General features: G+C 54.0%; 23 protein-coding genes, 1 tRNA gene and 2 pseudogenes. 8 read left to right on the forward strand and 18 right to left on the reverse strand.

The features are described 5' to 3' along the window. Positions 1 to 117: 117 nt before the first annotated feature. On the reverse strand, positions 118 to 1794 hold the full coding sequence (locus tag GOV45_RS11395; protein ID WP_170477521.1) for a sulfatase-like hydrolase/transferase: 1677 nt from the start codon (positions 1792 to 1794) through the stop codon (positions 118 to 120). A gap of 604 nt (positions 1795 to 2398) precedes the next feature. Between GOV45_RS11395 and GOV45_RS11400 the strand changes: the two genes are divergently transcribed. The 3 genes and pseudogenes from GOV45_RS11400 to GOV45_RS23615 form a co-directional block, all read left to right on the forward strand. After that, the gene (locus GOV45_RS11400; RefSeq protein ID WP_170477524.1) at positions 2399 to 3361 is read left to right on the forward strand and encodes an alpha/beta hydrolase; all 963 of its coding nucleotides are present in this window, start codon (positions 2399 to 2401) and stop codon (positions 3359 to 3361) included. Between the two features lie 86 nt (positions 3362 to 3447). After that, positions 3448 to 3903, forward strand: coding sequence for a hypothetical protein (locus tag GOV45_RS11405; protein ID WP_170477526.1), 456 nt, complete (start codon positions 3448 to 3450; stop codon positions 3901 to 3903). A gap of 98 nt (positions 3904 to 4001) precedes the next feature. After that, positions 4002 to 4135 (forward strand): annotated as a pseudogene (locus tag GOV45_RS23615) (IS6 family transposase); the annotation flags it as partial. Between the two features lie 18 nt (positions 4136 to 4153). Here the strand turns inward: GOV45_RS23615 and GOV45_RS23620 are convergent. The 3 genes and pseudogenes from GOV45_RS23620 to GOV45_RS11420 form a co-directional block, all read right to left on the reverse strand. Continuing rightward, a pseudogene (locus tag GOV45_RS23620) lies at positions 4154 to 4399 on the reverse strand (arylsulfatase); the annotation flags it as partial. A gap of 125 nt (positions 4400 to 4524) precedes the next feature. Then, positions 4525 to 5268, reverse strand: coding sequence for an outer membrane beta-barrel protein (locus tag GOV45_RS11415; RefSeq protein ID WP_170477532.1), 744 nt, complete (start codon positions 5266 to 5268; stop codon positions 4525 to 4527). Positions 5269 to 5641: 373 nt separating this feature from the next. After that, positions 5642 to 6964, reverse strand: coding sequence for an adenylate/guanylate cyclase domain-containing protein (locus GOV45_RS11420; protein ID WP_170477535.1), 1323 nt, complete (start codon positions 6962 to 6964; stop codon positions 5642 to 5644). Positions 6965 to 7134: 170 nt separating this feature from the next. On the opposite strand from GOV45_RS11420, the gene GOV45_RS11425 reads away from it, so the two are divergent. Next, positions 7135 to 7500 carry a cupin gene (locus GOV45_RS11425; RefSeq protein ID WP_170477538.1) on the forward strand — a complete coding sequence of 122 codons (366 nt, stop codon included), beginning with the start codon at positions 7135 to 7137 and terminating at the stop codon, positions 7498 to 7500. A gap of 715 nt (positions 7501 to 8215) precedes the next feature. Here GOV45_RS11425 and GOV45_RS11430 read toward each other — a convergent pair. The 7 genes from GOV45_RS11430 to GOV45_RS11460 form a co-directional block, all read right to left on the reverse strand. Beyond that, complete coding sequence (locus GOV45_RS11430) at positions 8216 to 8596, reverse strand: hypothetical protein (RefSeq protein WP_170477540.1); 381 nt, start codon at positions 8594 to 8596, stop codon at positions 8216 to 8218. Positions 8597 to 8920: 324 nt separating this feature from the next. Then, positions 8921 to 11908, reverse strand: coding sequence for a DUF5906 domain-containing protein (locus tag GOV45_RS11435; protein WP_170477542.1), 2988 nt, complete (start codon positions 11906 to 11908; stop codon positions 8921 to 8923). Between the two features lie 89 nt (positions 11909 to 11997). After that, positions 11998 to 12264, reverse strand: coding sequence for a hypothetical protein (locus GOV45_RS11440; RefSeq protein ID WP_170477544.1), 267 nt, complete (start codon positions 12262 to 12264; stop codon positions 11998 to 12000). 329 nt (positions 12265 to 12593) lie between these two features. Then, positions 12594 to 12851, reverse strand: coding sequence for a helix-turn-helix domain-containing protein (locus tag GOV45_RS11445; protein ID WP_170477546.1), 258 nt, complete (start codon positions 12849 to 12851; stop codon positions 12594 to 12596). Positions 12852 to 12947: 96 nt separating this feature from the next. Then, positions 12948 to 13388: a hypothetical protein gene (locus GOV45_RS11450; RefSeq protein ID WP_170477548.1), complete on the reverse strand. Its 441-nt coding sequence runs from the start codon at positions 13386 to 13388 to the stop codon at positions 12948 to 12950. 16 nt (positions 13389 to 13404) lie between these two features. Then, positions 13405 to 14673, reverse strand: coding sequence for a tyrosine-type recombinase/integrase (locus GOV45_RS11455; protein WP_170477550.1), 1269 nt, complete (start codon positions 14671 to 14673; stop codon positions 13405 to 13407). A 255-nt stretch (positions 14674 to 14928) separates the two neighbouring features. Then, positions 14929 to 15014: transfer RNA gene (locus tag GOV45_RS11460), tRNA-Leu, on the reverse strand. A 144-nt stretch (positions 15015 to 15158) separates the two neighbouring features. Between GOV45_RS11460 and GOV45_RS11465 the strand changes: the two genes are divergently transcribed. Together GOV45_RS11465 and GOV45_RS11470 are read left to right on the forward strand one after the other, a co-directional pair. Continuing rightward, positions 15159 to 15737, forward strand: a complete 579-nt coding sequence (locus GOV45_RS11465) for a YqaA family protein (protein ID WP_170478118.1) — start codon at positions 15159 to 15161, stop codon at positions 15735 to 15737. Continuing rightward, complete coding sequence (locus GOV45_RS11470) at positions 15734 to 16198, forward strand: disulfide bond formation protein B (RefSeq protein WP_170477552.1); 465 nt, start codon at positions 15734 to 15736, stop codon at positions 16196 to 16198. The genes GOV45_RS11465 and GOV45_RS11470 overlap by 4 nt, the downstream gene beginning before the upstream one ends. A gap of 3 nt (positions 16199 to 16201) precedes the next feature. Here GOV45_RS11470 and GOV45_RS11475 read toward each other — a convergent pair whose 3' ends face one another. Further along, entirely contained in the window at positions 16202 to 16789 is a 588-nt protein-coding gene (locus GOV45_RS11475; protein ID WP_170477554.1) for an HNH endonuclease, read from the reverse strand. 213 nt (positions 16790 to 17002) lie between these two features. Between GOV45_RS11475 and GOV45_RS11480 the strand changes: the two genes are divergently transcribed. Then, on the forward strand, positions 17003 to 17611 hold the full coding sequence (locus tag GOV45_RS11480; protein WP_170477557.1) for a pseudouridine synthase: 609 nt from the start codon (positions 17003 to 17005) through the stop codon (positions 17609 to 17611). Positions 17612 to 17626: 15 nt separating this feature from the next. Here GOV45_RS11480 and GOV45_RS11485 read toward each other — a convergent pair whose 3' ends face one another. The 3 genes from GOV45_RS11485 to GOV45_RS11495 form a co-directional block, all read right to left on the reverse strand. After that, positions 17627 to 17926 carry a putative quinol monooxygenase gene (locus GOV45_RS11485; protein ID WP_170477560.1) on the reverse strand — a complete coding sequence of 100 codons (300 nt, stop codon included), beginning with the start codon at positions 17924 to 17926 and terminating at the stop codon, positions 17627 to 17629. Between the two features lie 277 nt (positions 17927 to 18203). Then, positions 18204 to 18869, reverse strand: a complete 666-nt coding sequence (locus tag GOV45_RS11490) for an alpha/beta hydrolase (protein ID WP_170477563.1) — start codon at positions 18867 to 18869, stop codon at positions 18204 to 18206. Beyond that, complete coding sequence (locus GOV45_RS11495) at positions 18866 to 19498, reverse strand: DNA-3-methyladenine glycosylase family protein (protein ID WP_170477566.1); 633 nt, start codon at positions 19496 to 19498, stop codon at positions 18866 to 18868. Before GOV45_RS11495 ends, GOV45_RS11490 begins: the two co-directional genes overlap by 4 nt. 96 nt (positions 19499 to 19594) lie before the next feature. On the opposite strand from GOV45_RS11495, the gene GOV45_RS11500 reads away from it, so the two are divergent. Continuing rightward, on the forward strand, positions 19595 to 20824 hold the full coding sequence (locus GOV45_RS11500; RefSeq protein ID WP_437436519.1) for an MFS transporter: 1230 nt from the start codon (positions 19595 to 19597) through the stop codon (positions 20822 to 20824). A gap of 6 nt (positions 20825 to 20830) precedes the next feature. Here GOV45_RS11500 and GOV45_RS11505 read toward each other — a convergent pair whose 3' ends face one another. Genes GOV45_RS11505 through cysS form a run of 3 tightly spaced genes read right to left on the reverse strand, consistent with a single transcriptional unit; the run spans position 20831 to position 24656 of the window. After that, the gene (locus GOV45_RS11505; RefSeq protein WP_170477573.1) at positions 20831 to 21607 is read right to left on the reverse strand and encodes a squalene/phytoene synthase family protein; all 777 of its coding nucleotides are present in this window, start codon (positions 21605 to 21607) and stop codon (positions 20831 to 20833) included. 2 nt (positions 21608 to 21609) lie between these two features. Next, the gene (gene cimA / locus GOV45_RS11510; RefSeq protein WP_170477576.1) at positions 21610 to 23259 is read right to left on the reverse strand and encodes a citramalate synthase; all 1650 of its coding nucleotides are present in this window, start codon (positions 23257 to 23259) and stop codon (positions 21610 to 21612) included. Continuing rightward, positions 23259 to 24656: a cysteine--tRNA ligase gene (cysS, locus tag GOV45_RS11515; protein ID WP_170477579.1), complete on the reverse strand. Its 1398-nt coding sequence runs from the start codon at positions 24654 to 24656 to the stop codon at positions 23259 to 23261. Before cysS ends, cimA begins: the two co-directional genes overlap by 1 nt. Positions 24657 to 24693 lie beyond the last annotated feature (37 nt).

The raw sequence follows: 24693 nt of genomic DNA on the forward strand, positions 1-24693 counted from the left end.
GAAGTCTTTGCAATGCCAAGCCGACGCCCGTGCACCGGCGCTCTCCAAGCGGCGAAGGCTAACGCCATAGCAGTGAGTTCAAGCGTTTGGCAAAGCATTTTCACCATTGATATAAGGTTATTTTGGTTTCAAAGCATTCATTCTTTGGACCAGTGCTTGGGTTTCCGGGCGAAGGTTTTCGATACCTCCATACGGCGTATCAGTGGCCTGTTCGCGGTCGGGGTATTGCACCTTCATTCCCAGATGTCGCTTAATCATGTTTACGAACGGAACACCAAATCCAACGCCATAGTAAATAGCGTCTAGCGGTCGATCTTCTCGTGGGTTTTTATACAGATCGAAAATTGGTGCCGCGATGGGATTTGAGCCGGGTTCTGGAAGATGAAATTTGTATTGTTGTTTTACGATCGATTTAAGAAGTGGTCCTTCGTACACGAAAACATAATCGCGCCGTCCGTGCGTTTCGCCCAATAACATCATTGCGGATTGATCCAACCCGTCTACGAGACGATCTCGCGGAATGTACTCGTCCGCCCCAGCAAAGCGCGCCAAGGTCGTGTAGAAATCTGTGATATGAATAATGTCCTGAACACGGACGCCGGCCTTGATACCGGCCGGCCAGCGAATGAAGGAGTTTGTCCGCACACCCCCTTCGAGGTGATCAGTCTTGCCGCCACGGTAAATTCTGTCGGATTGCCCGCTCTTATCGGCATATTGCATGAACGGGCCATTGTCTCCGGTGACTACGACAATCGTATTATCTGAAATTCCTAGCTCGTCCATCTTGTCCAAGATTTCACCGATCCAACCATCGACCATATGAATGGATTCCGCCATCGGTCCACCGTTCAGCGTCTGAGCCTGTTCAATGTCGCTGCGAGTTAAGGAAATCGGCTTTTGTGGCCACCATTGTAGGAAGAAAGGCACATCACCACCGGCGAGGCGTTCGAGTTCGCGCAGAGCGCTGTCCTTATAACCTTCTTCCATCCGGTTGTAATGGTCTTGCGTGAAAACCTCTCCCTCTCTAAAATTCACCTCTTTAAGAGGCCCTCCTTTCGAGCCAACGACCCCATATACCATGGCATTTGGGTTAGTGCGGAACGTTCGGTCCAGTTCAAATGTATCTGCCCGAAGTTTACGAGACTGACCCATTGTCATCCCTTCGGTCTCTGCTGTTTCATTCATAACAGCCATCTGTCCCTGCTGGTGGATCGGGAACTCCGCGTAGTCGAAACCCTGATTGATTGGGAACGACTCCTCAATGTCACCTAGATGCCACTTTGCTAGATGGACAGTTTCATAACCTGCCTGACTTAATACTTCAGCGAGCGTGACCTCCCAGGCAGACAATCCATCACCGGCTACGACTGCTTTTGCTTCCGTTGTTCCGGTACGAACCGCATAGCGCCCAGTCATCATGGCAACGCGAGTGGGTGTGCAGGACGCCTCAGTATACATCCTCATCAGCGACATGCCTTCGTTCGCCAGTTGTGAAATTCGTGGTGTAGAATAGCCGCGAACCACATCCATATCCGGCATTCCGATTTCACCGAAGCCAACATCGTCTAGCAAGATGTTAATAATATTCGGCGGCTTACCACCATTTGACTCGCGGATTTTAGCTAGACGCTCCGTTATAGCCGCATCCTCTTCCGCCCAACGCTCGCCGTGTTGCCCTAGCAAGATCATGTGCTCTGCGTCATGTATAATTGGACTGTCTTGAGCGAACGTGGCAGTCGCAAAAACCGCAAAACAAGTTGTCCCCAGTATTGCGAGAATGCGATCGTATTTCATATTTTCTCCGACAATGATTGATTTAGTTGAGGCGGTTAAAACAAGATTAACAGCACAGATTACTCTGTCTACAATGATTGCCACGCTGAATCATTCGATTTGCTAAAGGCCGTGCGCTGCGCCTTATGTAACGCTGATGAACGTCTCGTTTTTCCGTATTTCGCTAAAGTAGGTGAAGTTTCTCGCCCGAATGCAAACAAAGTGAGGGCCTTGAAGCATCCAAAACGAACTTGGATGAATCAGACATGGCTGCCCAACTCTAAGCAAAACATCCAATGTTACACCATATAAGAATACTATATGATCGCATTAGGCGAATGCCTTGCAATCAATAAGATAGACGAAGAAACGCTCCGCGATATAAAGGTTCGGGAGTTCAGCATTCTACTAATTTGAGGACCTAACCTTGGTTCAATACAGGTTCTTTATCATCTGTTTCAGCGCATCCAGGGAAGTTGCCGCCCGCTTCGTCTTGTTCGGAATTTTATTCTTGTTCCTTGCATCCTGCTCTGGTCCTAAAAACCTTGTGGGCGTTGAGACGAGCGTCCCAGTCGCCGAAGTACCAGATTTAAGTCAACATCGAATTTTTATTGCGACGTCTAGGATGGCATCGGATGTTCCGGGAGAGCTTTTTTCCGGCCAGCGTAGCCAAAATCTTGGCTTTGCATCAGTAGATGTATTTGTCCCGCCTGGGCATAAGCCGGGTCAAATTGAATTGCCCAAACAATTGCCACCGGATCCCAGACAACACTTTGTAATCGGCCAACCTGAGCGCTTTGTTCAAACATCGCAATTTCAAGATGCGCTTTCGAACTATCTCAATTCTAGGGCAATTGAAGATCGAAAGATTTTGCTCTTCGTACACGGCTACAACACAGATATGTCTTCTGCGATACTTCAGATTTCGCAGTTTGTCGAAGACTCCGGATACGACGGCGTACCGTTACTGTTTTCCTGGGCGTCGAGCGGACAGACTTTGAAGTATGTTTATGATATCAACAGTGTTCTCGCTGCACGAGATCACCTGACGAGCATGTTTTCCGTTCTGCAGTTACCGAGCATTGATAGCTACGATGTCGTTGCTCACTCCATGGGTACTTTGCTCGTTATGGAGGCAGCGCGTCAGGCAGCAATCACTACGGGTTTGAACCCAACGCAAAAAGTAAGAAACGTTGTGCTGGCTGCACCAGATATCGATTGGGATGTTTTTTTGTCTCAAGTAAGAAGCTTTCCGACCGGCAGATACAATATGGTGGTATTGGTTGCATCTGACGATAAGGCGCTCAAAGCCAGCCGCAGAGTAGCCGGAGGCATCAAACGTCTTGGGCAAGTTCCGGCGACAGAATTGGACAGGTTGGGAGTAATTGCGATTGATTTAAGTGAGGTTGATGACGAAAGTACCTATTCGCACGCTAAGTACAAAGATTCACCTGAAGTAGTGAAACTTCTTGGCGACGCCCTTAAGGAAGGGAGCAGCGTCGATAATCGTCCGAATTTGACCGTTGGACAAACCATTGGCGTCGGCGTTGACGGCGCCATCAAAATATTGACAGGCGGCCAAAACTAAAACTCACTATACCTGAATTAAAATTTGAAACTGCACCGGAGCGCATAATGCTGTGTAAAGAACTATTGTTGGCAAAAATGGCGTCCTTGGCGGCGATGACAGTTTGCATTCAGTTTCAATTCGCTGCACCCGCTTTTGCTCAAGCCTCTCCACCGAAGTGCTCAGAAAATCTTGAAAAAACTGCGTCATTTACCTTTGACGGACAAACTCAGTCGTTTTTTGTCGGATATCGTTGGGGGGAGGGAGTTCTTACACTCAGTAATGGTCAGGAGTTCTCCTTTTCTGCTCGTGGAATAAAGTTTGGGGAAACTGGGGTCAGAACCGGCTATATTACTGGGGATGTTTACGGACTAGATTCTCTGGAAGACTTCATAGGTCACTACCAAGGTGTAGTTGGTGGATTCCTGCCTGGAATTGGGCGGAATGACGTGCAGCTTGTCAATTCCAAGTGTGTGACGATTGTAGCGCGCGTGATAGAGACTGGAGTCAGCTTGTCTCTTGAAGCCGATCAGACATTAACGATTCAGTTTTCTGACAATTGAGCGCCAGGCCTTGTCGGAAGAACTTATCTTGAAGCAGGCGGGGTTTCCCGTGGCTTTGGCGCATGAAAAAATGATCGACATCTGAGTATTTCAAAACCATTCCCGAGTAATTCGTCTAGCCGTGATGCTGTATATTTGTTTTCCTGTTTCGCTTCGAAACGTGGAAGACCTGCTGCACGACCGTAGCACCAAAGTAAGTCACAAGACTGTCCGCTACTTTTGGAGCCGTTGGTGAATAATCCTCCGTAGTGTGAAAATCTACGAAACGCACTCCTTCCGCGGCGAGTTGATCGAATGTCGGTGTCGTCACCGGTCCACCGAACGTAGACGTGCGAGCAAAGCCCAAGTCGTCGACCAGTGCTATCAAAACATTTGGAGCACCTTCGGGGGGCGTCACCGCAAAAAGTTCGGGTGGCTCAGTGTTGCGCACGTCCAGTTCCACAAAGCTCTTCGCGGGTGGGTGCGCAATTGGAAGCACCGACCTGTCAATACTCACATCTGCAAAAGCATTGAATGCTGCCAAGGAAAAGCTGACCAAGGACAACTAAGCGATGCTCAGAAAACCTGAACCACTTTGAAAAGACGCCATCGTTTAACTAGCACCCGCTAAAACACTACTAATCAAAAGCGGTATGTCGCACCGATGACTGGCCCAGACTGACTGAATGTAAAGTCGTTGCCGTTGATCTCGTGGTCGAACGTGATGTAACGGTATCCGCCTCTAATCATCCATCTGTCGTTTATTGAGTAATCCGCGGTCAGCAATACCTGCCAGGTCTCGCTGTCGCTGCTGAAGCCGCCATAGTCCAGAAACGCAGTGCCGGTCCACCTATCTGATAGTTCAAATCGAGCGCGGGCTCCGATAACGGGGTCTGTCCAGTCCGCGTCTACAGTGGTTGTACGCCCTGGCAGAGCTCCGGGTGAAAGCGTGAACTGGGTTTCTGTACTAAACCACCTGAAACCTCCGGCAATGTCTACCTGTACCGTCGGATCTTCATAGACACGGTAACCCAAGTAACCGCTCAGAAACTGTGTCTTGAGTGACGTGTCTAATCCAGAGAAGGCAGGGCCCGGAGTGTCGTCTCCGAACGAAATGTCGGTATAGTTGTAGTCAGCTAGCAAGCTCCATCGACCGTTGCTGGCCGCGATTGTACCCATAAAAGCAAAATCTAGGTTGCTGAGCGCGTCTGAAAAACTAAGCGTGGCGTCAATGTTGCCTTGTGAAGTATCTAGTGATGTTTCTGTTTCAGGCATGAACAGATAAAGCGTGGCCTCGAAGTTCCAGTCGTTAGAATGTGCTGCCACAGGTACCGCTAATAGCGCTAAACTTAAGAACGTGGTTGTCCGTGTAGGTAAAACGTACATAATTCCCTCCCGTCAAATGCCGACAGCAAAAACCTTCGGAACGCAAAGGCCCGAATTTGCATTCCAGCATTCTGGTGTGAATGAGAGCTATGGCGTTGATCTGAGTCAATAGGGTCCACTGACTGCGCGTCGCCGAAATTTGATACCGTTCAAAATTGCTCGCAACTTAGGTGTCATTATTTGTGGAGAAGTTATTCAAACGCTCAAGCAGTTCTGCTTGGCAACGAATGTCAGATTCGTCCGCAGAGCAGACAATTCGGCTAGCGCTGCGAATGAGTGCTTCGAGCCCAAAAGCAGACCGTTGTCATTCTAGTGCCGCCGCCTCAATACGCGCCAAAACGAATGTTTGCCAAAAGCCTAATGCAATTGAGTGTTACGTGGTAGTTTCGTAAGAAAAGACCTCTAAGTCTTCATCAAAACCGCGCAAAGAATGCGCCCCCAATTTTTGCGGCTCTTCAGATACCAAGTTCACAAAATCGCCCGTTGCTAAAAGCCGCCCCTCCAGTTTTCGCGTCAGGCCCTCTAACCTGCTGACAATCGCGACTGATGTGCCAGTTACCGTAAAATCCAAGCGCTTCTCAGTGCCAACATTGCCGTAGACAGCCGCGCCCGTGTGCAACCCAACGCCAAATTCAGCACGGTCTGATGGATCAAGTTCTTCATTCCTCTGAAACGCTTCGCGCGCCGCGGAAAGGGCTGCTTCGCACATGTCTTCGGGTAGCCTTCGTTGACCATCAAAGGGAAAGATCGCAAGCAACCCATCGCCAACGAACTTGAGAATTTCTCCCCCGTGATCGTGTACCGCCCCACCGACACAATCGAAGAATTGGTTAACGGTTGCGACATATTTTTCCGATGACAAGCGCTGGCTCAAAGCTGTAGAGCCGCGCATATCACTGAACAAGAGAGCACAGTTAATTCTGCTGACATCTCCTCGGGCTATTTGACCGTTAAGTACGGATCGACCGGACGCCTTGCCAAGATAGACCTCCATCAACTCAGCTGCCAAGAACTGCTCCGTCAATACACGCGCTGCACCAAGCAAAGGTAAAGATAGCCGCGACAGACCATCTACCTCACGGTCCGTGAAACCAGTACGACGCTTTGTAGCAAAAGAAACAGATGCGCCCAAAGCCCACTCAATCTCTCCGTCAAAGACAACAGTACGATTGCCGAATGGTGCACTGAATACGACGTAATCGGTGACACCTGCTTCAGCGAGTTTTCGAAATAGCGGAAATTTGTCACGGGTCGCTTGGTCAGTCAGATTTGCTCGCATGAAAGGAAACTGGATTGTTCCGTTCGCAAGTCCGTCCGCCAACTCCCATACTTTCTTGTTAAAGTGTTGTTTCGCGATCTCATTTGCCAATTTCGAATTCTCTCCGAAGGGTGCTTTGTCGAAGAGATCAGCCGTTACTGAGCTGCGTGGAAGAACAGTCCATTCAATACGATGGTTCGAGGCATCCCACGTTGCATCGAGCAATCCGATTACAGGGTGCATCATCAGGCGGCCCAAGGAAACACGCGTGACCGGCACGCCACCATCGATCAGCCTGTTACTTAACTGCTCGACTAGTCCACCAAGATCAGCATCAAAAAAAGCCAGTTTTTGCAGCCAATCTGCAATGCGGTCGAAAACATCCGCCATGACGTACACCTCCGCCACCATCTTGTTACAGCCGGAGGCTCGTGTCATTCGGTTTGTCTTAGAACACTCAATTCACTAACAATGGGATTGCAAATTCTTATGCGCGTTCGCTCGCTATTCAGGCGATCGTCAGCATCGGAGCCCAAATTGAGATTTGCTGCTTTTCGTCACAATGTCCGGTGTTGATTTAAGGCAATTCAAATAGGAAGGGCAATAAAGTGAAATTCAAAAAGTTGTACTCAGACGCCCAAGGCGAAAGCCATTGGAAAGACATCGAAGTTGAACTTGAGGAGCAAACATTCGCACCGCCTGCAAAAGCAATCGAGATTTCAAAGCCCGAGGCGGCTACGCAAACCATGTTTTTGAGGCTTAAGAAAGGTTGGGATCAACCAATTCATCCTACACCTGTCGCTCAAAAGCTCATTTGTCTTTCTGGCGCGGTACGAGTGACCGCGAGCGATGGCGACTACAGGGATATTGGGCCAGGCGACGTTTGGCATATGGAAGACAAGTACGGCAAGGGTCACCATACAGTTGTAACAAGTGACGAAGACTTTCTGTCGGTGATTGTACAATACGAGTAGCCGAGACAGCGCCGGCCTGCATGACAAAGCCACCATTCAATATCGACTTGCTAAGGTCTGCTTAGTCCGCATTGCGGTCGCTCGCGGCAATTCAGCGAATGACCACACCGAGCCCAAAGTGGCCTTAAGAAATACGTCGACTTTGAGGGCACGTGACTGAGAAGAAAAAGACCGGCGCAAACGCGCCGGCCAGTCCAACAGGGAGGTTGCAGAGTTGACCTCTGCATCGCGAAGTCACCACAGAGATTTGGCATCAGTTGGGCCTCATTTTGGATTATTGTGCGGATGTGGCTTCTTTGCCGACACGTCAATCTACTGAACTTCAGATGAATGGCAGCTCTTGGAGACGCGAGAGCGATCAGCCTGCCGTTGTCTGAGGTTGTTTATTCGAAAAAAAAAAAAAAAAAAATCGAAAAAACTTTTAGGAAGGGGTGACGGGCTGTGGGGAGGCCTAGCTCCACTGGCCCCAGCGATCTTTTCAGGTGGGGGGGCATTTTCGGAAATTTCTCTAGTCTGACAAAACCCAGCCCAGAGACCTACCTTTGTCCCCCGGAGAGCCCGTATAGGCGCCGCAATAGTCAACCCACTACCGGTCGCCCAGCGCAGTAGCCAAACGATCCGCGACGACGAGTGCTTAGGTTAATTTCTCACGCTTCATGGACGGCCTTGGGTCGCAGGTCGCGCTTGGGGATGCTCAGAGTGAGAATGGGCCGGTTCATTGGACTGATCCTCCGTGGTCGTAGTGGGTGACGAAGTCGACACCAAGGCCGAGATAGTCCGCCACTGCCCGGCCCACCCCCTCGATGCCGAGGCGGTCGCTGCAGTACTGGCAGGCGGCGCCGACGATGACGTGTTTGGGTTTCCGGCCCGGCAGGACGCGGGCCATCAGGACGGGCAACCGATCCTCGGTCCACGGCGCGCCGCAGGTCATGCAGTCGCGCTCGCCCGTCTCAATGGACCGGAGGTTCTGGACGAGGACCTCCAGACCGTGCGGGTTGAGGCTGAGAACCTCGCCGAGGAGCGGCGTGATCTCGACCGTCGTGACGCCTTTCCTGCGGGCCTTGGATGCGGCCTTTCTGCGCTCGTGCCGGTTCATGCGCGCACCCGTTTCTGGGTGTGTATCGCCTGTAGCGGGGTGTATCGGGCGTGTAATGGGTAGTAATCCTTTATAAACAACAACTTAGACGAGTGTAACGCCGTAACGCCCAAAAACGACAAAAAACTTTCACAGGAAACACTTTCTTTTTTACTCCCTATAAATCCAAAACACACATCCTCTTTTATTTCTATATTACTACCCGTTACCTCGTTACAGTCGTTACAAATAGAATAAGAGTTTAGAAAGTAAGAGAAAAATCGGTGACGGGTTGCCGGGCCAAGCCGGCACACCGCATCACAGGGCCGCGTGAGTGCGCGGCTTTTAGGCGTCATCGTCAGTTTCCTCCCAGATGAGGGGTTGAGCGACACTTTCCTGGAACGCGGCCCTCAGCTTGGGCAGTGCCTCGAAGTTCCTGCCGCGCGTTGGATTTGAAGCTCCGCCTAGGCGCATCGTCTTTGGCTTCGACACTGCGTCGCCGAGCAGGGCATCCACGCTGGCCCAGAATGCTTCATTGCTTGAGGGTTTCTCGTGAACGCGATGGTCATGCACCCACTTCGAATACGCCGCGTGGATGACGGCCACAGGCAGGCGCACAGGCTCATTGGGTGATAGTTCCACGTAAACCCGGTTCAAGTTGGCATCCGTCCGCAGGCCACCCGTGGCCGCGTCCACCGCGTAGTATCCGCTGCTGCTGTGGACATCCGTGAACGTCTGACCGCTGCTCAGGAATGAGTACAGCCAGGCTGCGACGTTGTCGGATGACTTGAACGTGGCCGTCACGGCCGCCTCGGATTTCCACTTTGGCGGCTTGCGAATTTCATCCGCGTCGACCTCCCGGTTCAGCATCATGTGCAGGAAGGCACCGCGGGCTTTTTCGATCGCCCGCCTCAGCCGTTTGAAATACTCCACGTCACCCACAAACTTAGCGGAGCATTCAAACACGACATGCCGCCGGTCTTGCAGGCCAAGGGGCGCAAACCAAACATCGTTCGATGACATTATGACCTTGGTGTAGTTCGGGACTTGGATCCGATCCTTGTACTTCAATTCCATCCCGCGCATTTCATCGGTGATGACGGCCTTGTACGCGCCCGTCTCCTTCTTCTGACCGCCCCACAGCGCCTCATTCATGCTCAACAGCACGTTCAGGCCCAGGTGGCCGGTGAAGCGTCCCGTCAGATCTTCCGTCCTGCTGACGACCATTCCGTGGACACCAAAGATCGGCATGAGCAGGCCGTCAACGACCATGCCCTTGCCGGTTCCTTCAATGGACTTCAGCACCAACACTGGCAGGTTGGTCCGTTCGGGAAACTGAATGGCTGTGGCTATCCAATCCAACTGGTACTCGTACTTCTCCAAATCGTCATCGGCCCAAACCTGAAAGAAGTGGTCGAGGATCGTTTCCAACGCATCACCCACCTCCTGATCCCCCTCAGGGTCGAATGGCTCAGCCAAGTAGCCTTGCCACATGTTGTAAATTCCGCCCTGCTGGATGGTGCGCCCATGTTCGCGTACTGACGCCCTTGGCTTGAACTGGACCGCATCAAACGTATTGCGCTGAGGCCAACTCATCCATCTGGGCAGGATCTCCACCCGCCGTGGGCCATCTTGCGTCAACTCGATGGCATACTGGTTGGCCATGTACGTTCTCAGGTCACTGGGTGAGATGAGCGACATCTGCCAGTTTCCCAATTCATCCTGACGTTCAGTAACGATAGCCGTCTTGCCGCCAAACATTGCCACGCCATGCCGTTGGTTTATGTCATGCAGCGCGTCATGCAGCATGGGCAAGCCGTCGCTCTGGACCGCCTCCCGCCCACGTACCTGGGCAGAGGCTCGCTTTACCCACATCTTGATCTTGGCGCGGTGATCTCGCTTGCCGCCGCTCAAGACGCCAGCAGCCAGGTTGAGGAGTTGCGTCCACTCTTCGTCGGTCTCTTCCATTTCATGCCTGCCCAGGGCGTAGGCAGTGGCTTGGATTAGGCGAAAGGCTTTTTCTCGCCCAGTGCCGTCGTCGCGGATCGCATCCTTCAGGCGCTGGGCTTCGGCAAGAAACACAGCCACGGGGAGGCCAGCCCGATCGCCGTTGCGCAGGCGAAACAACACATGAGGCCCGACGTCATACACGAACGGCGACCCGCTCTTGTCGAGGCGCAGCAGCGCCGCCCAACTGTCGGATGGCCTGAAGGGTGATTGCGCCCGCAACTTGGTGTCTGGATCCATGCCCGCTAATTTCAGCCACAAATCCGTCAGTGTGTGCGTCACCTCCCTGCCTTGCAGTTGGACTGTCACGCTGGATGACAGCGCGAGGGCGTCGTTATCTTCCAAGACGCTAACCCGCAGCCCGGCTTTGTTTTCGCGGGTGGTAATCGTCAGGCTGTGGTCTCGCGCCAAGGTCGTGCGCTCCTCGCCCTCTGGCGTTTCAACCGTCCTGCTGTCAAAGCGCCCACCCTTGGCACCGATCACGACGCAAGGCGGCCCTATGTGCGTGCCTTCCACATTCGACACTGGCGCGCCATCGAAGCTGACCCTCTCCCACGAAAGCGTGGTTGGGTCATAAATCGACCAACTCCGCGCATGATCGCCCCACCGCCGCCTGAAGCCGACGCCCCTCAGCATGGCCTGAGCGAGGAGTGCCGCGCCAAAGCGCGGCAGGTCGTCGGGATCCTTCATCTGCACGTAATGGTGGCTGGATGGCGACGTGAACACTGCCTCGCCCGTTTCGTCATCAATCAGGCGCGACGATGAGGAGGGCAAGTCAATACGTCCAACGCCCTCCAAACCCGGTGCGATCCGACACATTGCCTTCCACCATTCCTCGGTGTCGTGAAAGGTCAGCTCTTCGGGCTGATCATCGGTAAAGTCTCGATCGAACAACAGCCACGACGAGGGCCGCATGTTGGCCTTCGCGCGGCTAATTGCCAGGCCATCATCAAGCTGATGCCAACCCGCTCCCGTGCCGCCTGCTTTCTCGATGGCCTTGGCACTCAGGATGTCAAATGGACCCACTGGCGCATCCACAAATCGGCCCACACAGAGGCAGGCCTGCGGGTCGCGCCCAACTATCTCCAGCACCTCCACCATCGCCGCCTGATCCGGCACCGGAATTTGCAGGCCCCTGTAGTGAGGCGCGTTCGCTGCGGCCTGCTTGATGACCTTACCGTCCACGACGTCAAAGACCTTGTTCGCGGCTTTGCCTCCTGTGCAACGCATTACGACGAGCGCATCGGGACCATTCTGATCGCCCTCACAGCGGCCACGCAGGCTCTCGTGCGCGTTGGTTGTCGTCTCGATGTCTTTAGGGGCCATTTCCGTCTCCTAATTATGGCCGGGGGATCTCAGATCCTCCGCTTCTGTCTGTTTTTGTGCGGCTTGAAGCCCACCGGTTACTGATCGGGTTACTTCTCGCCCCTCAGAACCGCATTTATCTCGGCGCTCAACTCGCCCAGCGCCTCGTCAACAGCGCGGGCCAGTTCTCGGGTCTCGCCCAGCCGTGGCACCCGCTCCAGCGTCTCGAGGTGCTGCCGACGCCTTCGGGGTTTCCGCGACGCAGCCACGGCGCGCAGACCCCTCTCGAAGCGATAGCCGCGTGTGCTGGCCACGAGATCGCAGCCGAACCGTTCGGCCAGATCGCGCAGGGCGCGTTTGTAGCGATGGTCATTCATGATCGGTGGAACTGCATTACAGCCCTCTTGGTCGGAGGGTCTGCCCGTGCTAAATATTCGGTGGGATCCGAATGGTCGCTGGCAGACCATTTGATTTTTTTTTTTTTTGTGAGCGCCGTCCCGCTGGAGCGGCGTTCTTTACGTTTCCTCCAAAATTCGATGCTTGAACGCCGGGATCGGGAGGCCGTGCTTTGTCGCGACCTTGCGGAGTCCGTTTTCTTCCTGCACCGAGTGGACAGCCACGGCGCAGCCCAGGCGCTGGGCGCATTCAATGCGGACGAGGATGTCTCTCTCTGTCGGTCGGGGTGGTGTCTTGCGGCGACCGGTCATCAGGCCACCGCCTCCGGGAATTCGCCCGGCTTGATGCGGTTGCGTTCTTTGAGGGCCAAAATACTCTCGCCGTCGATCAGCGTCCGATCGCCGCGCTTATATGCGTCGATCTCCCCGGCATTGATCAGGCGATACACTGTGCTGGGCGAGCAACGCATCAGCGCCGCCGCTTCGAGGACCGTACAATCCGGCATTGGGTGGAGTGGGTATGCGGCTTCGCGATCAGGAACACCGCGTCGGCCTGTTTTCTTTTTCATGTGTCACCTCTCGGTTCGAGTGATGACACCGAAGGCTACGCACGAAATCGCGCTCAGCAACAATATAAAACGGCGCTTCCGCGGTAGCGCCGTTTTTTATTTGGGTAGGTCTTTCAGGACTGCCATGAACTTGCGCCAGTTTCCCTTCTCACTGACCCAGACCGCTGTTTCGGGGGCCGCACCCCGCCGCCGCGCCCGTATGTATCGGGTCAGGCGCTCCTGCATCCGCACTGATAAAACGGCCTGCTCAGCGGCGGCGTCCAGCAAGTCTTTCTCCAGCCAACCAGCCCTTTCCGGGGCGTCGACAACTGCGCAGAGCGCGGCAAAATTCTCCGCCTTGCGTCGCGCTGCCTGAGCCGACGCGCGCTGCGGCTGTACAGCCTTTTCTGTCATCTCGTAGAGGTTCAACTGCATCGCCTCAACGGCTTCGCGCAGCGCTTCCTCATCGTCCAATGGCACCTCATACAAGTGGACAAAATACTCATGTTGAGGGTCCAGTTCCATTTCCGAATAAATGAGGGACTTTTTCTCACTCATGCCCGGCCCTCCCCGATCAGCACACGTTCTGACCTTCGATCACGGCGAGGTGATCCGCCCAGCGCTGCCACCACTCCGCGGCGGGCGCTGTCAGTTCCGCTTGGTTGTAGTGGGCGTCCACGCCCGTCGCGAGCGTGTGGGCCGTCAGGCGGTCGCGGATGTCACGTGTGCCACCACTCTCGGCCACCCACGTCGCCAGAGCCTTGCGCAGGGTGTGGATCGTGAACGCGCTGGGCAGGCCCGCCTCGCCGCGTTTATCCGCCCATGCGTGGCTCACATTGTCCGCGCTGCGGGTGCGCTGGGGGTCGTTGACGGCGGGGAACACGAACGGGCTGTCGGTGCCGCGCCGGGCGTCCAGAACAGCCATCGCCGCGTCAGACAGTATGACCACGTGGGGCCTTTTCGCCTTCATGCGCTCCGCCGGGATGGTCCAGCGGTTGCCCTCGACCTCGTCCCAGCGCATCTCGACCGCCTCCCGCAGGCGTGTACCCGTCAGGGCAATGAGGCGCAGGGCCTGCCCGATGTCGCCCATATCGGCGGTTGCGGCGAGGAAGGCGCGCAGGTCCTTGGTGCCGGGGTGCCACGTGCGCGCCTTGGCGCTGTCCACCTCGGGCAGCATGGTGGGGGTGATGCCGAAGCCCTTGGGCAGCAGGCCGGCCTTGCGCGCCTGTGCGAGGACGCCTGAGATGGCTGAACGCAACTTGCGCGCCTGCTGGGGTGTCTTGGCCTGAATAGCTGTGATCGGGGCGCTCAGATGGTCGATGTCCAGTTCGGCCAGTGTGATGGCCTCACGGCCCGGCAGCAGGTGTTGCCGCAACAGGCGGTCGTTGGCCTGCCATGAACGCAGGTTCTCGCTGGCCCACGTGGTGTAGTGATCGACCAGTTGTTCGACGGTGGTGTCCGTCATGTTGTCCAACGTTTCGCCGCCACTGCGCTGGGCGCGCATGTCGGCCCATTTCTCACGCGCCTCGGCGACCGACATCTCGGGGTAGTGGCCGAGGGTGATCTCGCGCTGTTTGCCTTCCGCCTGTACGCGGTACGTCCAGCGCTTGAGGCCCGTCTTGCTGGACTTCATCATCAGGCCGGGGCGCTGCGGATCTGTGAGCCGCGCGCCGCGCCCCAGGCGGTCGTAGTGGAGTTGCGTCAGTTCCTTGGGTGCGTCGCCGGTGGCGATCTCAAGGGCGCGCAGCAGCGTCGTGCGCAGCTCCTTGCGCGGACCCAGTGCGATGGCCTTTTCGATGAGGCTTGCAACTTGGGCGCGGGTATCCGATTTAAGTTGTGGCATGGCCGTTGTCCTTAAGCAGTGACGGTTATGTCGCGCCCGGCTGGCGGTTCCAACGCCGCCGGGCCACCCCCCAAACATAGTGATTCACACCGCCCCCACAAGGGCGGGTCACTGATGAGTCACTGTTGAGGCATGATACTGCAGGGGTCACGACGGGTCGTGGGGGGTCACTGGTCGGGGGGTGTAAATCCCATGACGCGCCGGGCGTTAAGCCCTAAGCGCCATGTTTTATTGGGATTTTGGTAGAAAAATCAGTGGTGCCCAAGGAGAGACTCGAACTCTCACGCCCGTGAAGGCGGGGGATTTTGAATCCCCTGCGTCTACCATTCCGCCACTTGGGCCACGAACACTGGATTATCCTTCATAATCCGGAAGGTCCAGAGGCAAAAATCAACCATGTGCAGATTGTTTTTCCTCTGCAGGTTGACGGTTTCGCAAGTGCGTGGTTTGGCTTGCACCAAGTTGGTTATGGAATTCTAATTCTTATGTTGCGATCGCTTTATGACTGGACCATTCGTCTGGCCGAACATCCGCATGCCCTTTGGGCATTAGCAATCGTTGCTTTTATCGAAAGCTCATTCTTTCCGATCCCACCAGATGTTCTGATGATTCCCATGGTTCTGGCGCGTCCCTCCCGCGCGTGGTTAATCGCCTCGGTCGCACTAGTTGCTTCTGTACTCGGTGGTCTTCTTGGCTATGCAATTGGCGCATTTTTTTATGAAAGCATTGGTCAGCCTATCCTTGAATCCATGGGCAAAGCTGAGGCCGTGGAGGAGTTCAACAACCGCTTTAATGATTTCGGTTTCTGGGCTGTATTAACAGCTGGCGTCACTCCATTTCCCTACAAGGTTATTACGATCATGTCCGGCTGGACAGGAATGCCTTTGGGCACATTCATTGCGACCTCTATACTTGCGCGCGCGTTGCGATTTTTTATCGTCGCGGGTCTGTTATGGAAATTTGGCGAACCCATACGCGATTTCATCGAAAAGCGGCTTGGATTAGTCTTTACACTTTTCATTGGGCTTTTGATCGGTGGGTTCATTTTGGTGAAATATCTATGAGTCGCAGAAGAATACTGGTGATATTAGCCTCCGGTGGTTCGGCCATTCTTCTTTTGGCTGCTTGGGGTTTTCAATATATTGGTGAATTGTCACCTTGCAAAATGTGCATCTGGCAGCGTTATCCGCATGGCGCTGCGGTCCTTCTGGGTGTCCTCGCTTTCGCCGTCCCCAGTTTGAGTTTGACCTACCTTTTGGGCGCTTTGGCCGCGCTGACTACCGCCGGGATAGGAATTTTCCATGCTGGAGTTGAACAGGGTTTATGGCAAGGCCCATCCACGTGCACTTCAGGAGACGTAGGAGCGCTGTCACAGCAGGATTTGTTTGATCAAATCATGAACGCGCCACTGGTGAGGTGCGATGAGATTCCTTGGGAATTTTTGGGGTTGTCAATGGCTGGTTGGAACGCGGTTACATCCGCCGGACTAGCATTGATTTGGATCGCAGCGTGGCGAGCCCGATAGACTTTACAATTGATCCAGTTCGGCATCCCAGTAAAGGAAGTCGATCCAGCTTTCGTGCAAATGGTTTGGTGGGAATTTGCGTCCAATATTCCGTAATGCTTCGGCATCTGGCTGCCTAGGAGGTCTGTTGAGCGACATTCCAGCCTGACGCAACGATTTAGATCCCTTACGCAGGTTACAGGGGCTACAGGCCGCCACAACGTTCTGCCAACTGGTCACCCCTCCTGCTGCACGCGGAACCACATGGTCAAAGGTTAATTCACCCCTGCTGCCGCAATACTGGCATTTGAATTCGTCCCTTAGAAATAAATTAAAGCGCGTGAAGGCCACGCGCTTTCTGGGTTTTACGTAGTCTTTTAGAACTACCACCGAGGGTATTCGTATCTCGGTACTGGGGCTGCGGACTACTTCGTCATACTCGGCCACAATATCAACACGGTCCAGCCAAGCTGCTTTAATCGCCTCCTGCCAGGGCCAAAGTGATAATGGGTAATAGGATAGTGGACGGTAGTCTGCATTCAGAACCAATGCCGGATGATGCCTGAGCGCGCCGGGTTCCCTGACAAATTCGGTCCTGAAGTCTCCGTCCATAACAGAATCGCTCCTCGCTCTGTACTGCCCGTTTTAGACGTCAGAGCGGGGAACACCCGCCCCAGCCTTTTCTCAACTATATATCGTGTTAAAACTCTGACAAGCCCTGAGTTTCCACAACATCTCGGTTACTGGTTAAGACGAATCCCTAACACCAACATGACAGTTATCCACAGGTTGCAAGCCGGTTCAACGCAGGCTATGGCGAAGATCATGTCCTGGTTCATCCGTTTCAATAAACCATTCGACGTTCTGCCTCAGTTCACGGACCGCGCCAATGCGGGCCTACCGCGCCAGACACTTTCTGATTTCATCGATCTTCCCGGCGTGTACCCCGCCGGACGGCTTGACCGAGACAGCGAAGGGTTAATTCTATTAACCGACAACGGACGGCTTCAGGCGCAGATTTCAGACCCCAAGCATAAGATGTCAAAAACCTATTGGGTTCAAGTCGAAGGCATACCAGACACGGCCGCGTTAATAGCATTACGAAACGGGGTCGAGTTGAAAGATGGGATTACCCGCCCTGCTAAAGCTCGCTTGATTGAAGAGCCTGACGGTTTGTGGCCGCGCACACCGCCAATTCGTGTGCGCAAGTCAATACCTGATTGCTGGATCGAACTGACATTGCGTGAAGGACGCAATCGGCAGGTACGGCGCATGACCGCGGCAGTTGGGCACCCGACCCTGCGACTGATCCGTTCGAGGATCGGCAATTGGACAATTGACGGGTTGGAATCCGGCTCTTGGGAAACTCTGCCGGCGCCAGAGGCGTCACCCATTCAAGGCGTAAGAAAGCGCGACCGTCGTCCAAAGCGGTAAAGAAATTAATTCTCGTTACAGCGGCAGTTTTTCTCCACCAACAACGCGATAGATCTCCCTTGAGATCACTCCCACCTCACTCAAAGCCTTGCGAAAATTCTGCATATGCTGCGTGGCAAAATGTTCGTCCAGCGCTGCTTGGTCCTGCCATTCCTCGTATACACGAAAGCGATTGTCCTGTCCTAAAATCTGGCTGAACTCATAGAGGATACAACCGGGTTCTTTAACGGTTTCGCTAACCATTTCCTTTACTGCTGCTTTCGCATTTTCAATGCCGTCTGGGTCAACTTCAACTACGCCGGTTACAATCAACATTGCCTGTCCTTCTTTAGTTTGAATCGATTGGATTTCCGATCTAAGGGTTTGCCGCCGCGCAACGGAACGCCTAGCCATTGAAAACCAACAAAGGTCACACGCTCATCCAACGCCGCTCGGCAAGAAACAGTAGTTGATCCGCAAATACAAAATTTTAGAGACATCGCGATTGATAATGGGGCTTCATATGCCGTCGTTTTGCCTGAGACGATGTTCCTGTTCCAAACGCCGCGAGCCTCTGCCAGATCTTCTGACATCATCGGACGGATCGCTATCATTACAAGCTGAGCTTGTCGCGCATAAATGCCAGCGCCACGCTTAGGCCATCAGGGGCAATACCGTGCCCGGTACCCTTCATCACATGAGCGTAAACTTCTTTGAATCCTGCGCTTTGCAATGCTTCGGCAGCTTCCGGAAGGGATTGAGGCGGCACCACGTCATCAATATCTCCATGTATCAACAAGACTGGCATGCGGCTGGCGACTTCGTCGGTCAGCATGTCAGGTTCCAATAAGCGGCCAGAGAAAGCCACTATACCGGCCACAGGATCTTCTCGCCGAGGCGCGGCATGCAAGCTTAGCATTGTCCCTTGCGAAAACCCGAACAGGACAACTTGTTCTGGAAGCACATCCTCGTCCACCATCAACGCATCAAGAAATGCATTGAAGTCATCAACGGCCATATCCATGCCGCGTCGCGCTTCTTCTTCTGATGACCCATCAATCCATGGGATTGGAAACCATTGATACCCGTTGGGCATACCAGGGATTTGTTCTGGCGCGTCAGGGGCCACGAACATGGTTTCCGGTAGATGCTCTCCCAGAACATCGGCCAAACCCAGCAGATCGGCCCCATTCGCGCCATATCCATGCACGAACACCACAACCGATCGAGTGTCGCCCGAAACAGGCTCTTTTCTGAGCGCGTTCAATACCCTGGTCATCTGATCCCTTCCCTGCTCTTGGCTACTCGGTAATAGGCCCACAGAACCCTCGCCGCAACCGACCGCCACGGAGACCACGCTTCGGCCATTTTACGTAGCTCTTTATCCTTTGGTCTTTCCGGTAGGTCATAAAGGATGCGGGCGGCTTCTTGCAAAGCCAGATCTCCCGGAGCAATAACGTCCGCACGACCTAAGGAGAACATGGCATATATTTCGGCGGTCCAAACACCTATGCCTGACACTTGGGTAAGTATATCGACAACCTCGTCATCCGACGCATTTCTCAAAGCCTTAAAATCTATATTGGCTTCCGCCAAAGCCTTAGCATATCGAATCTTTTGTCGGCTCAACCCTGCTGCTCGCAAGTCTTCGTCCGTGGCCCACATAATCTTGCGCGGCCCAGTTAACTTGGCGTCCTGCAACCTTTTCCAGATCGCATTTGCAGAGGCCACGCTGACCTGTTGGCTTACGATCGCGCTAAGCAATTCTGCGAACCCATCAGGACGACGACGAAGCGGCAATGGCCCTGTTTGCCGCATGGCGTAGGCCATGCGGGGACAGGCTGCAGCCAGCCAATCGGCTCCCTCAGCGACACAATCCGGCGTCTCGATTATTCGCCCGACAGACATGCTTCAATTCTCCAATAATTGCGACGCACGTTAGGGCACCGTGTCGCAGATGCAAGCGGCTTGTGCCTGCCAGATTTCGCAGATACGCATTGGCACATGAGCATGACTACCACCTCTCCCCCTAACGATGATCAAGCCAAACGCAACGTAACGGTTTTGGTGGCTGCACAGGCCGTTCTTGGCGCCCAAATGCCAATGGTCTTTATTGTGGGTGGGTTGGCCGGGCAGTCACTGGCCACCAATGCCTGTTTGGCCACATTGCCAATATCGCTCATTGTTCTCGGTTCGATGCTCGCAGCTACTCCTATCTCGGCAATAATGCAAAGATGGGGACGCCGGGCGGGATTCCTGATTGGGGCAACTGCTGGCGCTTGCGGAGGTGGGATCGGCGCATACGGCCTTTATCTGGGCTCGTTTCCAGTTTTCTTGTTGGGAAGCCTGTTCACCGGAATTTATATGAGCGCACACGGGTTTTATCGCTTCGCCGCGGCCGATACCGCTTCGGACGCCTTTAGACCCAAGGCAATTTCTTATGTCATGGCTGGTGGTCTTTTGGCGGCGTTGGTAGGCCCTCAAATTGTAAAGTTGACTTCTGAATCATACGTCATCCCTTTTCTGGGAACATATGTTGCCGTGATTGCTATAAATGCATTTGGCGCAGTTCTGTTCTTCTTTCTCGACATTCCGACACCAGACCAACCAGCACCAAATGCGCCGAGGGGGCGCAGCAGAATTGAACTTCTGAAAACACCGCGCATCGCGGTGGCGGTGATCTGCGCAATGGTCTCTTACGCATTGATGAACCTTGTAATGACATCGACTCCTTTGGCTGTTGTTGGCTGCGGATATACTGCTGGTAATGCCGCCGATATCGTCTCTTCTCACGTACTGGCCATGTATATTCCCAGTTTCTTTACCGGCCACCTGATCGCGCGCTTCGGTGTAGAGAAAGTTATGGCTTTAGGCCTTGCCATTCTAGCTGGCGCGGGTGCAGTAGCACTTCAGGGCGTCGAGTTGGGCAATTTCTTTGCTGCGCTCATCCTATTGGGCGTTGGATGGAACTTCGGGTTCATTGGAGCCACCAGCATGCTTGCTGATTCCCACTCGGAGCATGAGCGCGGCCGGATGCAGGGGTTAAACGACCTGCTGGTTTTTGGGGGCGTCACGTTCGCTTCACTGGCGTCGGGCGGGTTGATGAACTGTTCAGGCGGATCGCCTATCGAGGGTTGGACGGCCGTAAATCTGGCTATGATCCCATTGCTAACCCTTGCCGGAGCAGCATTGCTCTGGCTCGTACTCAAGCCTTCAAGTGCGAGGACGGCCTGATCGACTCTACCATCGGCCTGTTAATGTAAGTCTTATCAAGGACAACCTTCGTCGTGCCTCACTTTGCGACAAGCCGCCATCGGCAACCACTTGCGGTTTGGTAAAGGCCCGACGGAGCACCCAGTCGGCTTGCCAACCTGCATTCAAAGCTGGCCGTGCAGAGTCAGATATCGCAGTTCGTGCCGCCCTAGCCTTTCTTAGTTTTTCTAACCCCTTTTTTGCCAAAGCCCTGACTCCGTCAGTGGTTCCGTCCAACAACGGAATTCGCCCACGCGCCTCAAGTTCAGGGATAGCACGAAGCCAGTTAGCAACCCCAACGGCATAACCATAGTCTCGCAAAACTTTTTCGTCTGCAGGGCCCAACGTTTGGGCGGAAACGACCATCAATGTTCCCGCGCTGTGATCGATGTACGCGTCAAAATGCGCATCATCCTCAAACGGATCCCGATATATATCCCAACGTCTTACAGCGACATACTCGTCCAGTTTTTCCGCGAGGTGTGGTGAAAGGACTCGTGACAAAGGTGTAACCACCTCATGCCTTCGTACGCTTGGACCTTCGGCTATCTCGCGCAACGCATCCCGCCACCATTGCAGACGCATTTCTGCTATCATCGCCTCTTGCGTCACCCACGGAGCGCGGGCGACTTCCACGTTCAAAGCATAAATTGGAAATAGCACGGAGCGCGCTGCTACAGGGGCGGCCATTGCTGCCATGAAACGGTCGGGATCGGCGCGATGTACCAGAGCGGCACAAGCCTTGGTGTCATTGTCAAATTGCACAGCTACTCCGCAGCCGCCGTTCGCGACTCGCAATCGCGCACCAACTTCCACTGAATCGCTTCCAGCAATGCCTCAAACGAAGCGTCGACTATGTTCGCGCTGACACCCACGGTCGACCAACGACGCCCCTGCCCATCTTCGCTGTCGATGATTACACGTGTCACGGCCTCGGTTCCGCCCTGCGTGATACGAACCTTGAAATCAACCAGATGCATGTCATCCAAGATCCGCGAATACTGCCCCAAATCTTTAGCGAGCGCCTTGGCGAGAGCGTTCACAGGTCCTCGATCGCTGCCACTGTCATCCAATGACTCACTGACGGAAAGCTTTTTCTCGCCATCCACTTTCACGACGACAACCGCCTCGGACAGGCTGACCATTTTGTTATACTTATTCTTGCGACGCTCTACCGTGACCTTATAGCGCTTAACTTCAAAAAACTGCGGTAATTGCCCCAACTCTTCCCGCGCCAGCAACTCAAAACTGGCTTGCGCGGTATCATAGGAATACCCCTCTGCCTCCCTGACCTTAATACGTTCCAAAATACGTCCCAGCGCAGGGTCGCCAGATTCCACCGACAATCCCGCTTCGGTAAGGCGTTTTCGTAAATTTGACTGCCCGGCTTGGTTAGACATTGGAATGATTCGCGCATTTCCAACGCTCGCAGGATCGACATGCTCGTAAGTAGCAGGATCTTTGAGGATCGCACTGGCGTGAAGGCCTGCTTTGTGCGCGAAAGCCGAAGCACCGACATAAGCCGACTGCTTGCTTGGAACCCGGTTCAAAATGTCGTCCAGCATTCGGCTGATCCGGGTCAGACCAGCAAGTGCATCTAAGCTCACCCCAATCTCGTAAGTCGTGGAATACGGCTCTTTTAACAACAAAGTCGGTATCAGCGAGGTCAGGTTGGCGTTGCCACAGCGTTCGCCTAACCCATTCAGTGTTCCCTGAATCTGCCTTGCCCCTGCATCGACAGCAGCCAGAGAGCAAGCAACCGCGTTTTCCGTGTCGTTATGGGTATGGATTCCTAACTTTTCTCCTGGGATTCCGGATGCAATGACTTCAGATACGATCCGGCCCACCTCAGATGGCAAAGCGCCACCGTTGGTGTCACAAAGCACGATCCAACGCGCATCTGCCTCCAACGCGGCGTGACAGACTTGCAACGCGTATTCTGGGTTGTCTTTGTAACCGTCAAAAAAATGCTCGGCATCAAAGAGCGCTTCACGATCTTGTGCCACGACATGCGCAATTGAGGCCCGGACATTTTCCAAGTTCTCTTCCAGCGACAGTCCAAGCGCATCTGTCACATGATAATCGTGCGACTTTCCGACCAGACAAACAGCTTGCGTGCCAGCATTCGTTACTGCTGCCAGCACTTCATCATTCTCGGCTGAACGACCCGAACGTTTGGTCATCCCAAACGCAGTAAGTCGCGCCGCGGTCTTAGGTGCAGCATCAAAAAAGGCGCTGTCAGTCGGGTTTGCCCCTGGCCAACCGCCTTCGATATAGTCGATACCCAATGAATCCAGTGCAGAGGCGATCTGTGTCTTTTCCGAAGTGGAAAACTGCACACCTTGTGTCTGTTGACCGTCGCGCAGCGTCGTATCGTAGAGGTAAAGGCGGGTTTTGCCGTTATCTTTTTCAGACATCAGACCTCCTCCAGCTTGGTCGCGTCAAACCCGGGACCCGGTACCAATTCGACGCTATCCTTGCTCATCCTAACTTCCAATCCCGCTGCAATGAAAAGCGCCTTTAACCTGTCCACTTCGGAGAAATCCTTGCTGGCCATCGCTGCTGTCCGCGCAGTGACGAGTTTTTCTTTGTAAGAAGTAAAATCGGTTTCATCAGCCTTAGCCCATGCACCCAAATCCATCGTCAATAAACCCAGAAGTTGCCCACTCGCCAAAAGCTTGGCCGCTTCCCCGTCCGCAGCCAAACGGTGAAGTTCCGCAATGGCACCCGCTGTATTCAGGTCATCAGCCAGCGCATCGATTACGGCAGGAGCAACGCTGGAAGCGGGTTCAATACCTGCGGTCAGCGCCCGCCATTTTCGCAGTGTCGACTCGGCCTCACGCGCCTTTTTCTCGGTCCAGTCCATTGGTTTGCGATAATGCGTCTGTAGGAAAACGAAACGGATCACCTCGCCAGGAATGCCCTGATCCAGCAGATCGTGAACGGTGAAAAAATTGCCAAGTGATTTTGACATCTTCTTACCTTCGACCTGCAACATTTCATTGTGCAACCAGATCCGAGCGAACTCTCCTTCGGGGTGCGCACAGCAGCTCTGCGCGATCTCGTTCTCGTGATGTGGGAACATCAAGTCGTTACCGCCACCGTGGATATCAAAGCTCTCTCCCAGCAACTCGTAAGCCATGGCCGAGCATTCTATATGCCAACCCGGACGGCCCCGACCCCAAGGGCTATTCCAACCCGGTAGTTCGTCCGTCGAGGGTTTCCAAAGCACGAAATCCATTGGGTTCTTTTTATAAGGCGCAACTTCAACCCGCGCCCCGGCGATCATATCATCAACGGATCGACCCGACAGTTTGCCGTAATTTTTCTTCCAGCTGTCCACGGCGAACAGAACATGCCCTTCAGCCGCATAAGCATGGCCTTTGAAAATCAGGTCCTGGATCATCTCGATCATCTGATCGATGTATTCGGTCGCACGAGGCATCTCGTTGGGTTCTAACGCACCCAAGGCACCCATATCGTTCAAATACCAGCCGATTGTTTCGTCTGAACGTTCTTGAACCAGTTGCTCTAACGATCCCTTGGCGCCAGCTTTTTGCCGGGACAGCGCAGCCGCGTTTATCTTGTCATCCACATCGGTGAAGTTTCGAACGTAAGTTACTTTATGTGCTCCGTAAACACGGCGCAGCAGTCGGTAAAGGACGTCAAAAACCACCACTGGACGAGCATTACCCAGATGCGCCCGGTCATAAACCGTCGGACCGCAGACATACATCCGCACGTTATCAGGGTCGATCGGCGCAAATTCTTCCTTTGCCCGCGTCCTTGTGTTGTGCAGTTTAATCGTGGTCATCGGGTCGTGCTCCTAAAACAGCGTACGTGCATCACGC

The organism is Ruegeria arenilitoris (assembly GCF_013035425.1).
Taxonomy (GTDB): Bacteria; Pseudomonadota; Alphaproteobacteria; order Rhodobacterales; family Rhodobacteraceae; genus Ruegeria; species Ruegeria arenilitoris_A.

What these genes read in the sequence shown, in the direction of transcription:
- GOV45_RS11395 (WP_170477521.1), bottom strand. Translation starts at nt 1,794, where the DNA reads ATGAAATACGATCGCATTCTCGCAATACTGGGGACAACTTGTTTTGCG.
- GOV45_RS11400 (WP_170477524.1), top strand. Translation starts at nt 2,399, where the DNA reads ATGGCATCGGATGTTCCGGGAGAGCTTTTTTCCGGCCAGCGTAGCCAA.
- GOV45_RS11415 (WP_170477532.1), bottom strand. Translation starts at nt 5,268, where the DNA reads ATGTACGTTTTACCTACACGGACAACCACGTTCTTAAGTTTAGCGCTA.
- GOV45_RS11420 (WP_170477535.1), bottom strand. Translation starts at nt 6,964, where the DNA reads ATGACACGAGCCTCCGGCTGTAACAAGATGGTGGCGGAGGTGTACGTC.
- GOV45_RS11430 (WP_170477540.1), bottom strand. Translation starts at nt 8,596, where the DNA reads ATGAACCGGCACGAGCGCAGAAAGGCCGCATCCAAGGCCCGCAGGAAA.
- GOV45_RS11435 (WP_170477542.1), bottom strand. Translation starts at nt 11,908, where the DNA reads ATGGCCCCTAAAGACATCGAGACGACAACCAACGCGCACGAGAGCCTG.
- GOV45_RS11440 (WP_170477544.1), bottom strand. Translation starts at nt 12,264, where the DNA reads ATGAATGACCATCGCTACAAACGCGCCCTGCGCGATCTGGCCGAACGG.
- GOV45_RS11445 (WP_170477546.1), bottom strand. Translation starts at nt 12,851, where the DNA reads ATGAAAAAGAAAACAGGCCGACGCGGTGTTCCTGATCGCGAAGCCGCA.
- GOV45_RS11450 (WP_170477548.1), bottom strand. Translation starts at nt 13,388, where the DNA reads ATGAGTGAGAAAAAGTCCCTCATTTATTCGGAAATGGAACTGGACCCT.
- GOV45_RS11455 (WP_170477550.1), bottom strand. Translation starts at nt 14,673, where the DNA reads ATGCCACAACTTAAATCGGATACCCGCGCCCAAGTTGCAAGCCTCATC.
- GOV45_RS11465 (WP_170478118.1), top strand. Translation starts at nt 15,159, where the DNA reads ATGTTGCGATCGCTTTATGACTGGACCATTCGTCTGGCCGAACATCCG.
- GOV45_RS11470 (WP_170477552.1), top strand. Translation starts at nt 15,734, where the DNA reads ATGAGTCGCAGAAGAATACTGGTGATATTAGCCTCCGGTGGTTCGGCC.
- GOV45_RS11475 (WP_170477554.1), bottom strand. Translation starts at nt 16,789, where the DNA reads ATGGACGGAGACTTCAGGACCGAATTTGTCAGGGAACCCGGCGCGCTC.
- GOV45_RS11480 (WP_170477557.1), top strand. Translation starts at nt 17,003, where the DNA reads ATGTCCTGGTTCATCCGTTTCAATAAACCATTCGACGTTCTGCCTCAG.
- GOV45_RS11485 (WP_170477560.1), bottom strand. Translation starts at nt 17,926, where the DNA reads ATGTTGATTGTAACCGGCGTAGTTGAAGTTGACCCAGACGGCATTGAA.
- GOV45_RS11490 (WP_170477563.1), bottom strand. Translation starts at nt 18,869, where the DNA reads ATGACCAGGGTATTGAACGCGCTCAGAAAAGAGCCTGTTTCGGGCGAC.
- GOV45_RS11495 (WP_170477566.1), bottom strand. Translation starts at nt 19,498, where the DNA reads ATGTCTGTCGGGCGAATAATCGAGACGCCGGATTGTGTCGCTGAGGGA.
- GOV45_RS11500 (WP_437436519.1), top strand. Translation starts at nt 19,595, where the DNA reads ATGAGCATGACTACCACCTCTCCCCCTAACGATGATCAAGCCAAACGC.
- cimA (WP_170477576.1), bottom strand. Translation starts at nt 23,259, where the DNA reads ATGTCTGAAAAAGATAACGGCAAAACCCGCCTTTACCTCTACGATACG.
- cysS (WP_170477579.1), bottom strand. Translation starts at nt 24,656, where the DNA reads ATGACCACGATTAAACTGCACAACACAAGGACGCGGGCAAAGGAAGAA.